Here is a 13,842-nt window from a genome sequence, read left to right on the forward strand (position 1 = left end):
ATCTTTTTCTGCTCGACCCGGGCGGGCCGCTGGCAGGCCCGGCAGACCGCCCGAAAACGCGTCACAATGCGCGTTCGACATCCCGATCCACTGGAGGAAGGCCATGAGCGATGCGATTCTCGCGGCGCCGACGGACAACGGCGTCCCGGTCAGCCTGCGCTCGAGCCGCGGGCTCGGCTGGCAGGGCTTCGGCGCGTCGCTGCTGGCCATCCGCGCGGGCACCTACCGGATTCCGGCGGCCGAGCATCACCGGATCGGCGTGCATATCGGGTCGCCCGTTCGCGCGGATTGCGTGTGCGACGGCGAGCGCGTGTCGCGCATCCAGGCGCATGGCGACGTCGACGTGATTCCGGCCGGCCTGCCCGGCCAGTGGACCGACAGCGCCGACTGCCAGATCCTCCATATCGCGCTCAGCGACACCTTCGTGCGGCGAACCGTCGAACAGCTCGAACTGAAGCCGTCGCAGGGGCAGATCCGCCGCCGGCTGCAGGTGCGTGACCCGCGCCTGCAGCACATCGCGTGGGCGATGGCCGCCGAACTCGAAGCGGAAGACGCGTCGGATCCGCTCTATGCGGAAAGCCTGTGCACGGCGCTCGTCGCGCGGCTGGTCGACGGCCAGCCTGCATTCCGCGAGCGCCGCCGCACGCTCGCGCCGAAGGCGGCCGCGCGCGTGATCGACTACGTCGAAGCGAACCTGGAGCGGCGCATGACGCTGGCCGAACTCGCGGCGCTCGTGTCGATCAGCGTGCCGCATTTCAAGGTGCTGTTCCGCGAAACGCTCGGGATGCCGGTGCACCAGTACGTCGTGCGGCGCCGGGTCGAGCGCGCGAAGGCGTTGCTGCTCGAAGGCCGGCTCAGCATCAGCCAGATCGCGCTCGAGGCCGGGTTTGCGCATCAGAGCCACATGGCGAACTGGATGAATCGCGTGCTGGGCGCGACGCCGACCGAGATTGCGCGGTCGGGGGCGCGGGGCGGGCTGCGGCTCGCGTATGACGGCGAAGGTAGCGGGTGTGGGGCATAGCGGTGCGATGGCCCCACCGGGGATGCGGGGTGTCCCGACAGAATTCATCTCTCTAGACTATGCGGTGATTGCCGGCTAAGAATTACAAGAGATATCAACAGAAATACCAACAGGCAACGGTGCATAGGCCGGACACGTCGAGGGAGCGCCGTGCGTCTCCCCGTGTTGCCGCCAGAAGCAAAAAATTCTGGAGAGTTGGAGACAAGTACGTTCTTTCGCTTGTCAGGCTTATCTGGCAAGGCTTCGACTATCTCCCACCTTATCTCCGGAACATCAAATTTCTTGGAGATAACGTTGGAGATAGCGGTTGGTCGAAAACAATACCGTTCGCTCCGAACTGACCGGCATCTGGAACGCTCCGCGCAAAGAATTTCCCCGGCCCCGCCACCTACCGGCCGCCGCGACAGAGTTGAAAAGGGGAGTCGCAAAGTTGGTTTGCCCCCTCACGGGCGTCGGTTTTCTGTTCGGTGAACCTGTCCTCATGCCGGCTGCCTAGATAGTCGGACTCGAGATTACTCGCCGCGGCGCGAAGTAAGGTTCGAGTTGATCCACGATGCCACGTCAGTGACCGGAATGGCGTGGCGTTGATTGAAGGTCCCACGCTTGTCCCAAGCGACGCCCCGCCCCTGAGCAAAGGCCGCACGATACTTCCGCATCATGTTGTTCGGGTCGTGCGCCAGCTCATCCAGCAAATACTGCTCGCTCCACACCGAACGGCTGAACTGCCGGCCCAGGCCCCCTTCCAGCTTGTCGGCAACGTCCCCATAAGTCACGGTGTCGCCGGCCAGATACACGATCTCGTTCCGGATACGGGGCTGGGCGAACACGATCGCGGCGGTCAGCGCACCGATATCATCGGGCGTCGTCAGCGTCACGGCGGTGTCGAGGCTCCCCAGCGCGTGGACTGCGTTGTTTTGCAGGTCGACGACACCGAATTCCGGCTCGAACAGGTAGCTCATGAACATGCCGGTCGAGATGATGACCCACTCGGTCTCGTGCTGACTGCGCAGAAATTCGCGCACGTCCAGCTGTGCGTCGAAGATGTCCTGCGGACTGCCGCGGCCGATCACGTCGAAATCGACCCCGAACTGCCATGGGAAGTACCGCGGGATGCGTGCCTGCAAGGCAGCCCGCGCCAACTTCATCGGCGTGTCGATTCCGGCTGTAATGCCCGCGCAACCGATTACCGTGTCATATCGCGCGAACAAGGCGGCGAGCTCATCGATGGAACTCTTCACGAAATCGCCAACGACGATCTCGATCCCGAAATCTCGAATCTCCGCGATATCATGCCGCTTGGCGGGTGCACTGGACTCGACGGCGCTCGCGCGTAGCAGTACGCTGATCTTCGCGCCTGCGACGTCCTTCGCTCGACGCGCAAGATTACGTAGCACCGGGAGGCCGAGTTCGCCGGCACCGAGCACGAGAATGTTTTGAGACGTAGCGTTAGGATCTGTCTGGTTCATCGTCTAGCCTGCTGAGGATTGCGTTGCACGCAGTCTAGCGGTGCATGGACGTGTATGAAAGAAGGTACATGCGTGATACTGGGAGCCAGATAGTTGGATCGAGACGAACTTCTCCGATATTCGCAGACCGTGTGCGACGGCCTGCGAGACGACGATGACGGGCTGCGGCGGGAGGTGCTCGCGCACGCCGGAAGTCGTTGGTCGCTCGGTGTCATCCACACGCTCGGCGTGTACGGCAGGCTGCGCCACGCCGAAATCGGCAGGCGCATGCACGGGGTGACGCAGCGGATGTTGACGCGTACGTTACGACAACTCGAACGTGACGGCCTGGTGCTCCGTCACGATTTCGAAGAGGTGTCCCCTAGAGTCGAATACGAGTTATCCGACACGGGAATGGACCTGCTCGTTCGCATGGTGCCGCTGTGGACCTGGATCGTCGAGAATGCGGACCGCTTCCGCGAAGCGAGGCGGAGTTTCGACAGCCAGCACCGCGACGCGAACTCGTAGCTTGCCGGTTGTTGATTTTCCCTGGCCAGGGAAGGATTGGCGCCTCTGGACGATCTGATGCTGTCTGCTTGGTCTGGTCCAGCTTGACCAGGTGATTTGAGGCCCGGACCACTAAATTGCGGGCGACGTGATCGAATCGCGAACCCGCATGATCGTTTGGCGGCGCGTGCCGTAGCGTTTCGCGAGGCTTGCCACGCTTGCCCCTCCACTCAATTGCCGGCGCACTTCGTCCTGCTGTTGCTTGGTTAGCGCAGCCGGCCGCGCTCGTCAGGTCGACACCGCCAAGTGCAAGGCAATGAATCCGAATTCCGCGATCTGCTAGCGCTTCGACCGTTGTGCGCACATCCATCGTGTTCCGGCCAAGTTCTATTTCTGAATTGCGGCGTCTGCCAATGTGTTAATCGCGATCGTTCAGTGGTGCGTCGCGGTATCGCATTTGCTCGGGCAGCACTGAGGCTTCCTATCGATGGTCGGGCCTGAGTGGGAGGGGCGATGAAACATGGCAATGGTTTGGGGGCTTGGCTGGTCTCCCGTCAGATCCCACGGCGATTGTCCAACAGGTTGTTGGACAATCGCCGCGTTCGTTCTCATCTGGAAGCCTCCTTGCCGCCCATCGTTTTGATGGGCTTGCAGAAGCGCAATGCCTTGGACGTGAGCGGCTCATCGATTACGGGTGTGTTGCTGCATGTGATCGGCAGACTATACGACTCAAAACGACGGGCGATGCGTCGGACAACTCGCGTGGCAGTCGCCACCTAGTCCGTCATCCTTTCCTGCTGTATTCATCTCTCCCTGCGCGCCGCTCCCGCCGCCCAACCTGACAATCACTACACTTTCTTCCCCCAAGGAGCGAATCGTGTTCGTGATCTTCGGTGCATCCGGCAACGTCGGCCAGTCGACCGTGACGGCCCTACGCAACGCCGGCCATCCCGTGCGCGCGGTATTGCGCGACGCACGCCATCGTGAACGTTTCGCGCAGCTTGGCTGCGACGTCGTGATCGCCGAGCTGACCGACGCAAACGCGGTCGCATCGGCAATCGACGGCGCGCGGGCCGTGCAGATCCTGTGCCCGGTGCCGGTCGCCGACCCCGATCCGGCCGCGACGATGACGCGGACGATCGACGTCGCGGCTGCCGCGCTCGCCGCCAACCCGCCGCCGGTGCTGCTCGCGCTGTCGGACTACGGTGCGGAGCGCGACGGCAATACGGGCATCACGCGTCTGTTTCATCACTTGGAAGAGCGGCTGAAGGCGATCCCGACGCACGTGACGCTGCTGCGTTCGGCCGAGCATATGCAGAACTGGACGCGCATCCTGCCGGTCGCGCTCGGTACCGGCGTGCTGCCGAGCTTTCACCATCCGGTCGGCAAGGTGTTCCCGACGGTCTGGGCGCCCGACGTGGGCGTCGTCGCGGCGCGGTTGCTGCTCGATGCGCCGGAAGGCGGCAACGGTCCGCGCATCGTCAGCGTCGAAGGGCCGCGGCGGGTGAGCGTGACGGCGATCGCCGATACGCTTGGCGCGGCGGCCGGCCGGGCCATCGTCGCGCATGAGCTGCCGCGCGAGACGTGGAATGCGACGCTGCTGCGCGCGGGCCTCAGCGAGCGCCATGCGCAGTTGATCGTCGATCTCTACGATGTGCACAACGCGGGGCAGATCGACGTCGAGGAGGGGGTGTCGGAACGGCTGTATGGCACGACGACGCTGACCGATGCGCTCGCGCAACTGGTGCGCCAGCACGCGCGGTAACAGTGGTGGCGATCACCGTGTATGACCTTATCGGCATCGTGTCGGTGAGCCAGCGGGACGACTCGGGCGACAGCACATGATCGGTTGCCGCAGCAATGAAGTAACCGTCTGCAGGCGGCATGTGGGTCATGCGCTGCTGCTGGCACGGTCGCAGGTACAGGACTGCGTCTGCTACTCTCCGGTGCGGATCGCCGACGTTCTCTGTAGTCCGAATGTTATTGAGATGAACCTATACATGATGCGATTAGGATTGGTCTTTTCGAGAGGATCAGTCAATGAATCGACGCATTGCAGTTGTAGGCGATAGTCTTTCAAGTGGTGGGACAATTCAGCCATACAGCGGACCACCGTTCCTTGTACGTGGGCATCAAGCAGCCCTGATTGGCGGAAGCGCATTTTGCGATGCGTGCAAAAACACTGGCATCATCGCAAAGGCGGGTGGTCCGTATCGGCTCAAGTTTCGAGGTGAGGTCGCACTAGACCAAGACATCGTGCTGTGCAGTTGCTCGATGCCACCGCGCATCATGGCTTCACTTGCCGGTGAAGCATGGTGCAGTGATGGACTAAAGGGTTTCGGGGAGGTCGTTTCGAGCCGCACGGCAACCGGTGGTGTCGCATCGGTCAAAAAAGGCGCATACGATGAACGCGTGAGGGCAACCGAGCATGCGACGGAAGGCATGCCGTACTACATCGAAACTTCGGATGGCCGCGTGCATTACGGGCGTCTTGATGCGAGCGGCCGTCTTCCCCGCATCCACACCGGCGACAACTCCGACGACTACACGATCTATTGGGGCGACGACGCTCTCGTAAAACAACACGGAGAATGACGCGTGCCACACCCTACGCCCATCAAAATCCGTTCGAACAACACGCAAGGTTCAGAGAAGGAAGTCCCCCTTTCCGGCGTCACGTTTAAGGAACTTTGGGATAACTTTCCGTCGGGCAAGCCATATGACAACCCCGCCTACACAAATCAATGCGCCATTCGAATGAGCGTCACGTTGCATCGTGTCGGCGTCGGCATGAAGTCATTCAACTCGAAGACGGTAAAGCCCGTGTCGGGCGCAAAGACCATCGGCCGAATCATGCTCGATGACAAGCCGACCGCAACACGTGCCGAAGAGATGGGCAAATGGCTACAGCTTCAGCCCTTCGCCGGTCTTCCCAGAGCAGAGGACATCACTGGGGCGGACTGGGAATCGAAGGTCAAGGGACGCACCGGTATCATACAGTTCTCCAGGTACTGGACGCGCAGCGGCGAATCGAGCGCGAATGCGAGTGGTGGTCACATAGATTTGTGGAACGGCTCGCGAATGACAGTCAGCAGCGTACCTGGAGTGATATCAACGTTCGGCAGGGCTTTTGGCCTGCACGAACTTCTTCCCGACACGGATTTCGGTTGGTCAGACCTGCGCAATTCCAAGCAGATACTCTTTTGGGAAATCAAGTAATGCGCCGTTTTTTGGGGACCGCAGGATTCGGGTTCGCTGGCGTCGCTAGTGTCGTCATATGGACGTTGATTGATAGCTATTTGTGCTCAGTCTTTTCGAGCCTCTGCGTCCCGCGCGTGGGCGAATGCGGCGGCGGCGTGGATGCTTGCGCCATCACCATACAGAGCACAATCAAACTGTTCTCATACGTCTTTGGTCCGATGGTTCTCTTTGCGGTGCTCGGTTTTTACTTGTTTGCGCGACGGCGCGCGCCGCTTGTCATTGCTGGATATCTCATTGGCGTGGTCGCTGCCCATTGGCTCTTGGCGTTTCTGTGCGTGCGCATATTGCACATCTGATTAGCCGAGGCAGCGACGCGCGTTACCCATCACGCCCGCCGCCGCACCTTGTTCAGTACCGCATACGAAATCGACCCGATCACGATCCCCCAGAACGCGGCGCCGAGCCCGAGCCACGTCATGCCCGACGCGGTTGCTAGGAACGTGATCAGCGACGCCTCGCGGTGGTTCTCGTCCTCGAAGATCCCGTGCACGTTCGCGCCGATCGCGCCGATCAGCGCGAGCCCCGCGAGGATCGCGACGAACGCCTTCGGCAGCGCGAAGAACACCGTGACGATCGTGCCCGCGAAGAGCCCGCCGATCAGGTAGATCGCCCCGTTCGCAAGCCCGGCGATGTAGCGCCGGTCCCGGTCTTCGTGCGCGTCCTTGCCGGTGCAGAGCGCGGCCGTGATCGCCGCGACGACGATCGTGATCCCGCCGAAGCACGCGACCGCGAGCGACATCACGCTGGTTGCGGTGATGATCGGCCGCGCGGGCGTGTGATAGCCGGACACGCGCAGGATCGTCATGCCCGGCAGGAACTGGCCGGTGAGGCTGACGACCACGAGCGGCAGCGCGAGGCTGAGCGTCGTGCCGAGCGTCCATTCGGGCGCGATGAAGATCGGGTGCGCGAGGCTCGCCGACACGTTGCCGAGATGCGTCATCCCGAGCAGCGTCGCGAGCGCGGCGCCCGTCAGCAGCACGAGCACGATGCTGTAGCGCGGCAGCAGGCGCTTGAAGATCACGTAGGCCGCGATCATCCCGAACGCGAGCGCGGGCTGCTCCGACGCGGCGGCGAACGCATGCGTGCCGAACGGCAGCAGGATGCCGGCCATCATCCCGCACGCGATGCCGCGCGGAATGTGGCGCACCAGCCGGTCGAAATAGCCGGTCACGCCGATCAGCAGGATGATCAGCGCGGCCGTGATGTACGCGCCGACGGCCTGGTTGAGCGTCAGTTGCGGAAACAGGCCGACGAGCAGCGCGGTGCCGGGCGCCGACCACGCGGTGATGACCGGCACCTTCAGCTTCCAGCTCGCGAACAGGCCCGAAATGCCCGCGCCGATCGAGATCGCCCAGACCCACGACGACACCATCGCATTCGACGCATGGGCGGCCTGCGCGGCCTGGAAGAAGATCGCGAGCGGGCCCGCGTAGGAAATCAGTACCGCGAGAAAACCCGCGGTAATCGCGGAAACGGACCAGTCGTTGCCGATCGCGCGGATTGCGCCGGGCGGGGTGTTCGGTTGCATCGTCGTGGGGGCATGCGGCGCGCGGCCGGGAGCAGAGCCGGGGCGAATGATTGTTGGAAGCCCCGGACGAGCCGCCATTCTGGGCATTGCCGACGCAATTGGCAATGCGCGGGCGGGAGCAAGAATGTTGGCGTTTCGTAAGGAATGCGCGGCGGGGCGGACGAATCGTCGGCTCCGCCGCACGTCACGTGCTGATCTGCAGCACCTTGTCGACCACCGCCACCTTCACACCGCTCCCCGTCGACAACGACGCCGTGCCCTGATCGAACGGATGCACGGGCGTATCGGTCGGCGTCCACGCATGGCGCGCGAGCAGTTCGCGATACCCGCCGCGAATCACGAAGCCGCCGCACTTCCGCGCATACGCATCGCGGCGCATCCGGTATGCACGCGGCAGGTCGTACCACGGCAGCTTCGGCAGGTCGTGATGGACGAGGTGATAGTTGTTGTTCAGGTACAGCAGCCGCATCGCGAAGCCGGCTTCATTGATCGCGATGCGCGCCTTCGGATGCGGCGCGGCGCGGTGCTCGTACAGCGAGCGGATCATCGCGATCGACAGCGCGGGCCACGTGACCACGAGCAGGTAATACCACCACGGCACGCCGATCGCCCATTGCAGCCACGCGAGCAGCGCAACCACGCAGGCGATATGCATCGCCCACATCGGCAGATAGCGAAAGTCGCCGCGACGAAACGCGGCGAATGCATCGATGCACATCGCAAAGATGCTCAACGGCGGCCCGGCGATGAAGCGTCCGATGAAAGTCTTGCGGGCAACCGTCAGCACGCGGCGCCAGCGCGGCAGCTGCGCCCAGCGTTCGCGCGTGACGTAGTTCGTTTCGGGATCGACGCCCGGCACGGTCAGGTCTTCGTCGCGGTGATGGTCGAGATGCGTGTCGCGATACAGCGTGTACGGATACCAGACCGTCAGCGGCGGATAACCGAGCAGCTTGTTCACGAGGGCGGAGCGTGTCGGGTGGCCGTGCAGCAGCTCGTGCTGTAGCGACAGGTGCCACGCACCGAGCAGGATCAGCGGCAGCGTCCCGGCCGCGAGCGACAGGGTGCCGTCGCGCACGAGCAGCAGCACGGCGAGCCAGCCGCCGTAGATCGCGACGACCAGCAGCCAGGTCGGCCACTCGGTGCGGGCGGTGAAGCGGGTGTCGAGCGCGGCGATCGCACGCGCGTGGTCGACGTCGAAGTATTCGGCCATGGCGTTGAGGCGGATTGAACGGGCAGTGCGGGGAACGAGCGGTTGAACCGGTGCGCTCGGCCCGGGTGCGCAGGTGTCTCGCGGATCACGGTCGGCCTGTCCGTTATCACGTGCGGTAGCGATGCTCGGGCAGGCATCAGGACGGTACCGGGATCGCACCGCGCGGCCAACCAATCGATTCGCATTTGCTTATCGTCGAGCGGCCGATAAGCTTCGGGCGTGCTGCGCGACGATCAGCCCCCGTTTTACAGAGATCGAACCGGGTTCCGTTGTGCGAGCGTCGATGCGTAGAATGCCCGCATGAGCCCCTGGATCGCTGCCCTGCCGATGTACAACGTGACGCCGCGCCACGATGCGCTGTGGCGCGCACTGCTGCGCGACGCGCTCGATGCGTTCGCGAACGCGGGCGGGCCCGCCGATGTCACGCTTCCCGACGAACCCTTCGCCGACCTGCACGCGCTGTGGCGGCGCGACGATCTGTTGCTGTCGCAGACCTGCGGCTACCCGTACCGGATGCTGGGCTTGCGCGATGTCGTGCGACTGATTGCAACCCCCGTGTTCGATGCGGACGGTTGCCACGGCGCACACTACAGCAGCGTGCTGGTCGTATCGGCACGCGCGCATGCGGGCGGCGCGACGACGCTCGCCGCATGCCGCGGGCTGCGGGCCGCATTCAACGGCCGGGATTCGCACAGCGGGATGAACGCGCTCCGGCATGCGGTGGCGCCGCATGCGCGCGACGGACGATTCTTCGGATCGGTTGCAGCGCTCGGCTCGCACCTGAACGTGCTGCGTGCGCTGGCTTCGGCGGAAGCCGATTGCGCGGCGATCGACTGCGTGACGTTAGCGTATGTGCGCGACGCGTTGCCCGAATTGCTGGAGGGCATCCGGATCGTCGGGATGACGGCCTCTGCGCCGGGTTTGCCGCTCATCGCATCGCGAACACTCGAAGATCCGCAGGTCGCTGCTTTGCGAGATGCGCTCGACCGCGCGGTGGCGACCGATGTGGAACGGGCGCGCGTGCTGCGGCTGAGAGGGTTCGAACGGCTGTCGCCGGATGACTATGACGCGATTGCGCGGTTCGAGCAGGAGGCTGCTGCGCATGGGTATCCCGCGCTCGCGTAGCAAGCAGGCGATGCGGGCGGCTTGACGGGGCGGCGGCCGATTGCCGAAAGCGGGGCGACGGCCGCAGGTTGTCCGGGGCGATGCAAGGTCAGGGACAGATTCAGGTTCGGCTTAGGCGCCACGGCGCGGCGATGCCGCCGCGACGCCTCCACGTTACCGCTTATTCTTCGTCCATCAACCGAACCTTGACCCGCTTGCCCTTGATTTTCCCGGCATTGAGCTTGCGCAGCGCATCGCGCGCCACGCCGCGCTCGAGCGCGACATAGGTCGAGAACTCGGTCACGTTGATCTTGCCGATCTGCTTGCCGTCGAACCCGGCATCGCCGGTCAGCGCGCCGAGCACGTCGCCCGGGCGGATCTTGTCCTTGCGCCCGCCGAGGATCTGCAGCGTTTCCATCGGCGGCGTCAGCACGCCGTCGTCGGCCGGCGTCAGTTCCGCGAGCGGATGCCATTCGACGTCGCGCTTCTGCGCCTGCTCGATCGCACCGACGCGGCCCATCTCGTCCATGCTCGCCAGGCTCAGCGCCCAGCCGTCCTGATCCGCGCGGCCGGTGCGGCCGATACGGTGCACGTGCACTTCGGGGTCGGGCGTCACGTCGACGTTGATCACCGCTTCGAGCTGCGCGATGTCGAGCCCGCGCGCGGCGACGTCGGTGGCCACCAGCACCGAGCAGCTGCGGTTCGCGAACTGGATCAGCACCTGGTCGCGTTCGCGCTGGTCGAGCTCGCCGTGCAGCGCGAGCGCGTGGAAGCCCTGCGCGTGCAGCACGTCGAGCAGGTCGCGGCACTGCTGCTTCGTGTTGCAGAACGCGATCGTGCTCACCGGCCGGTAGTGGTTCAGCAACTGGCCCACCGCATGCAGCCGCTCGTCTTCCGTCACTTCGTAGAAGCGCTGGCGGATCTTGCTGTTGTCGTGGCGCTCTTCGAGCTTGATTTCCTTCGGGTTGCGCAGGAACTGCTGGCTCAGCTTCGCGATGCCGTCCGGATAGGTCGCGGAGAACAGCAGCGTCTGGCGCGTGGTCGGGCACATCCGCGCGACCTTGGCGATGTCGTCGAAGAAGCCCATGTCGAGCATCCGGTCGGCTTCGTCGAGCACCAGCGTGTTCAGCGCGTCGAGCTTCAGGTTGCCGCGATCGAGGTGATCCATGATGCGGCCCGGCGTGCCGACGACGATGTGCGCGCCGTGCTCGAGGCTCTGCGCCTGCGGGCGCATCGGCGTGCCGCCGCACAGCGTCAGCACCTTCACGTTCTCTTCGGCGCGCGCGAGGCGGCGCACTTCCTGCGCGACCTGGTCGGCGAGTTCGCGCGTCGGGCACAGGATCATCGCCTGCACGTCGAAGCGGCGCGCGTCGAGGCGCGCCAGCAGCGCGAGCGAGAACGCGGCGGTCTTGCCGCTGCCCGTCTTCGCCTGCGCGATCAGGTCCTGGCCGGCCAGCGCGACCGGCAGGCTCGCGGCCTGGATCGGCGTCATGTCGACATAGCCGAGCTGCGCGAGGTTGGCGAGCGTGGCGGGCGTCAACGACAGCGCGCTGAACGGCGTGGCGGTCGGCTGGGTCATTCCAGGTCTCCGAGGTAGGGGCGGCCTTCCATCTGCTCGTAGACGACCTTGCCTTCGTCGTCCTCGAAGCGTTCGAGGTAGTTGCGCGCGCCGCACAGCGGGCAGCGGAACAGCAGCCCCTGGCCTTCGTCCTTGATGACGACGTCGGACTGCTCCCACGGCGTGCCGCAGCTCTGGTTTCGGCAGGTAAACACGGTCTTTCTCCAGCTGAATTCGGTTGATGGCGCGCCCGGGCGGGCGCGGCAACGGCGGGCGGCGCTCGCGCGGCTTGGGCGCGGGCCGCACCGGGCGTCGCTTGGATTGCGTCGATGCGGATGATGGATCGGGCGGCGACAGGGTCGCGCGTGCCGCAATTCTAGCGGAAGCGGGCGGGCCGCCGGGCGGTTTCGCCCGCGACCCGCCAAGAAAAACGGCCGCCCCGGAGGGCGGCCGTGTCGTGCGGCGCGAGAGTGTCGCGCGGCGCTCGGCGCGTTACAGCGCCATGTCGGTCGCCGCCTTCGCCGGGCGGGCCGGCGCGGTGCCGGTGGCCTGCGACGGCGTGCCGAGGTCGATCTTCGGCGGCGGCGACAGCTGCAGCACGTCGCTGGTGGTCGTCCATTCCTCGACGACCTTCGCCGGGCTGTCGTTCAGCTTCGTGCCGTAGCTCGGCACGATCTGGCGGATCTTCTGCTGCCACTCGGGCGTCGCGACCTTGTCCTTGAACACCTTCTTCATCAGGTTCAGCATGATCGGCGCGGCCGTCGACGCGCCCGGCGATGCGCCGAGCAGGCCCGCGATGCTGCCGTCCTGCGACGCGACGATCTCGGTGCCGAGCTTCAGCACGCCGCCCTTGACCGGGTCGCGCTTGATGATCTGCACGCGCTGGCCGGCTTGCCACAGGCGCCAGTCTTCCTTCTTCGCGTTCGGGAAGTACTCCTTCAGCGCGTTGAAGCGGTCGTCGTCGGACAGCATCAGCTGGCCGGCGAGGTACTGGACCAGCGGGAATTCGTCCACGCCCACGCGCATCATCGGCGCGACGTTGTGCAGGTTGGTGCTCTTCGCGAGGTCGAAGTACGAACCGTTCTTCAGGAACTTGGTCGAGAACGTCGCGAACGGCCCGAACAGGATGATCTTCTTGCCGTCGATGATGCGCGTGTCGAGGTGCGGCACCGACATCGGCGGCGAGCCGACCGACGCCTTGCCGTAGGCCTTCGCCAAGTGCTGCTTCACGACGTCGGGGTTGTCCGTCACGAGGAACGAGCCGCCGACCGGGAACGCGCCGTAGTCCTTCGCCTCGGGGATGCCCGATGCCTGCAGCAGGTGCAGCGCACCGCCGCCCGCGCCGATGAACACGAACTTCGCGTCGACCGACTGCGCCGGTTCATCCGAGTGCAGCTTGACCCAGCTCACGTGCCACGTGCCGTCGGCATTACGCGAGATCTCGCGCACTTCGCTCGACAGCGACAGCGTGAAGTTCGGCTGCGTCTTCAGGTAGCCGACGAACTGGCGCGTGATCTCGCCGAAGTTCACGTCGGTGCCGATCGGCGTCCACGTCGCCGCGACCTTCTGGTTGCGGTCGCGGCCTTCCATCATCAGCGGCACCCACTGCTTGATCTGGTCGTAGTCTTCCGAATACTGCATGCCGCGGAACAGCGGGCTCGCCTGCAGTGCTTCGTAGCGCTTCTTCAGGAAGCGGACGTTGTCGTCGCCCCACACGAAGCTCATGTGCGGCGTCGAGTTGATGAACGAGTGCGGGTTCTTCAGCACGCCCTGCTTGACCTGCCACGCCCAGAACTGGCGCGAGATCTGGAACGACTCGTTGATCTCGATCGCTTTCGAGATGTCGATCTTGCCGTCCGCCTTCTCCGGCGTGTAGTTCAGCTCGGCGAGCGCCGAGTGGCCGGTGCCGGCGTTGTTCCAGCCGTTCGAGCTTTCCAGCGCGACGCCGTCGAGGCGCTCGACCATCGTCATCGACCAGTCAGGTTGAAGCTCGTGCAGCCAGACGCCGAGCGTCGAGCTCATGATGCCGCCGCCCACCAGCAGGACGTCGACCTTCTTCGTATCGGCGGCATGCGCGGACGATGTCGCGACGCACAGCGCGAGCGCCGACAGTATTACCCGTAACGTTTTGATCACAGCAGATCCCTTTTTCAACTTGAATGCATCGGTTTGCCAAGCCGCCCGGCGCGGGTGTCGATCGCGGTGAAA

At 64.6% G+C, this 13,842-nt stretch carries 13 protein-coding genes and 1 pseudogene; 7 read left to right on the forward strand and 7 right to left on the reverse strand.

Going from position 1 to position 13,842, the window contains the following annotated elements:
• The first annotated feature begins 103 nt into the window (after positions 1-103).
• Positions 104-1,021 carry an AraC family transcriptional regulator gene (locus tag CFB39_RS18430; RefSeq protein ID WP_089473912.1) on the forward strand — a complete coding sequence of 306 codons (918 nt, stop codon included), beginning with the start codon at positions 104-106 and terminating at the stop codon, positions 1,019-1,021.
• Between the two features lie 512 nt (positions 1,022-1,533).
• Here the strand turns inward: CFB39_RS18430 and CFB39_RS18435 are convergent.
• Positions 1,534-2,487, reverse strand: coding sequence for an aromatic alcohol reductase (locus CFB39_RS18435; RefSeq protein WP_089473913.1), 954 nt, complete (start codon positions 2,485-2,487; stop codon positions 1,534-1,536).
• A 93-nt stretch (positions 2,488-2,580) separates the two neighbouring features.
• Here CFB39_RS18435 and CFB39_RS18440 point away from each other — a divergent pair, with 93 nt between their 5' ends.
• Positions 2,581-2,994 carry a helix-turn-helix domain-containing protein gene (locus CFB39_RS18440; protein ID WP_089473914.1) on the forward strand — a complete coding sequence of 138 codons (414 nt, stop codon included), beginning with the start codon at positions 2,581-2,583 and terminating at the stop codon, positions 2,992-2,994.
• Positions 2,995-3,105: 111 nt separating this feature from the next.
• Here CFB39_RS18440 and CFB39_RS18445 read toward each other — a convergent pair.
• A pseudogene (locus CFB39_RS18445) lies at positions 3,106-3,358 on the reverse strand (recombinase family protein); the annotation flags it as partial.
• Positions 3,359-3,850: 492 nt separating this feature from the next.
• Here CFB39_RS18445 and CFB39_RS18450 point away from each other — a divergent pair.
• The 4 genes from CFB39_RS18450 to CFB39_RS18465 all read left to right on the forward strand — a co-directional run bounded on the left by CFB39_RS18450 (position 3,851) and on the right by CFB39_RS18465 (position 6,530).
• Complete coding sequence (locus tag CFB39_RS18450; RefSeq protein ID WP_089473915.1) at positions 3,851-4,738, forward strand: NAD(P)H-binding protein; 888 nt, start codon at positions 3,851-3,853, stop codon at positions 4,736-4,738.
• Positions 4,739-5,013: 275 nt separating this feature from the next.
• Positions 5,014-5,568, forward strand: a complete 555-nt coding sequence (locus CFB39_RS18455; protein ID WP_089473916.1) for a PAAR domain-containing protein — start codon at positions 5,014-5,016, stop codon at positions 5,566-5,568.
• Positions 5,569-5,571: 3 nt separating this feature from the next.
• Entirely contained in the window at positions 5,572-6,192 is a 621-nt protein-coding gene (locus CFB39_RS18460; protein WP_089473917.1) for a type VI secretion system amidase effector protein Tae4, read from the forward strand.
• Entirely contained in the window at positions 6,192-6,530 is a 339-nt protein-coding gene (locus CFB39_RS18465) for a hypothetical protein (protein ID WP_089473918.1), read from the forward strand. The genes CFB39_RS18460 and CFB39_RS18465 overlap by 1 nt, the downstream gene beginning before the upstream one ends.
• A 29-nt stretch (positions 6,531-6,559) precedes the next feature.
• Here the strand turns inward: CFB39_RS18465 and CFB39_RS18470 are convergent, their stop codons facing one another.
• Positions 6,560-7,762, reverse strand: a complete 1,203-nt coding sequence (locus CFB39_RS18470; RefSeq protein ID WP_089473919.1) for a benzoate/H(+) symporter BenE family transporter — start codon at positions 7,760-7,762, stop codon at positions 6,560-6,562.
• A gap of 184 nt (positions 7,763-7,946) precedes the next feature.
• Positions 7,947-8,972, reverse strand: coding sequence for a fatty acid desaturase (locus tag CFB39_RS18475; protein ID WP_089473920.1), 1,026 nt, complete (start codon positions 8,970-8,972; stop codon positions 7,947-7,949).
• 300 nt (positions 8,973-9,272) lie between these two features.
• Between CFB39_RS18475 and CFB39_RS18485 the strand changes: the two genes are divergently transcribed.
• The gene (locus tag CFB39_RS18485) at positions 9,273-10,097 is read left to right on the forward strand and encodes a phosphate/phosphite/phosphonate ABC transporter substrate-binding protein (protein WP_089473921.1); all 825 of its coding nucleotides are present in this window, start codon (positions 9,273-9,275) and stop codon (positions 10,095-10,097) included.
• Between the two features lie 160 nt (positions 10,098-10,257).
• On the opposite strand, the gene dbpA is transcribed toward CFB39_RS18485, so the two are convergent.
• From dbpA to mqo, 3 genes are all read right to left on the reverse strand, one after another.
• Positions 10,258-11,655 carry an ATP-dependent RNA helicase DbpA gene (dbpA, locus tag CFB39_RS18490; RefSeq protein ID WP_039344267.1) on the reverse strand — a complete coding sequence of 466 codons (1,398 nt, stop codon included), beginning with the start codon at positions 11,653-11,655 and terminating at the stop codon, positions 10,258-10,260.
• A complete protein-coding gene (locus tag CFB39_RS18495) occupies positions 11,652-11,849 on the reverse strand; it encodes a hypothetical protein (protein WP_011356541.1) in 198 nt (65 codons plus the stop codon). Before CFB39_RS18495 ends, dbpA begins: the two co-directional genes overlap by 4 nt.
• 277 nt (positions 11,850-12,126) lie before the next feature.
• Entirely contained in the window at positions 12,127-13,770 is a 1,644-nt protein-coding gene (gene mqo / locus CFB39_RS18500; RefSeq protein WP_089473922.1) for a malate dehydrogenase (quinone), read from the reverse strand.
• Between the last annotated feature and the right edge of the window lie 72 nt (positions 13,771-13,842).

The organism is Burkholderia sp. AU6039 (assembly GCF_002223365.1).
Classification (GTDB): Bacteria; Pseudomonadota; Gammaproteobacteria; order Burkholderiales; family Burkholderiaceae; genus Burkholderia.

Coding starts and splice junctions, on each gene's coding strand:
- CFB39_RS18430 (WP_089473912.1), top strand. CDS start 104: ATGAGCGATGCGATTCTCGCGGCGCCGACGGACAACGGCGTCCCGGTC.
- CFB39_RS18435 (WP_089473913.1), bottom strand. CDS start 2,487: ATGAACCAGACAGATCCTAACGCTACGTCTCAAAACATTCTCGTGCTC.
- CFB39_RS18455 (WP_089473916.1), top strand. CDS start 5,014: ATGAATCGACGCATTGCAGTTGTAGGCGATAGTCTTTCAAGTGGTGGG.
- CFB39_RS18475 (WP_089473920.1), bottom strand. CDS start 8,972: ATGGCCGAATACTTCGACGTCGACCACGCGCGTGCGATCGCCGCGCTC.
- dbpA (WP_039344267.1), bottom strand. CDS start 11,655: ATGACCCAGCCGACCGCCACGCCGTTCAGCGCGCTGTCGTTGACGCCC.
- CFB39_RS18485 (WP_089473921.1), top strand. CDS start 9,273: ATGAGCCCCTGGATCGCTGCCCTGCCGATGTACAACGTGACGCCGCGC.
- CFB39_RS18470 (WP_089473919.1), bottom strand. CDS start 7,762: ATGCAACCGAACACCCCGCCCGGCGCAATCCGCGCGATCGGCAACGAC.
- CFB39_RS18465 (WP_089473918.1), top strand. CDS start 6,192: ATGCGCCGTTTTTTGGGGACCGCAGGATTCGGGTTCGCTGGCGTCGCT.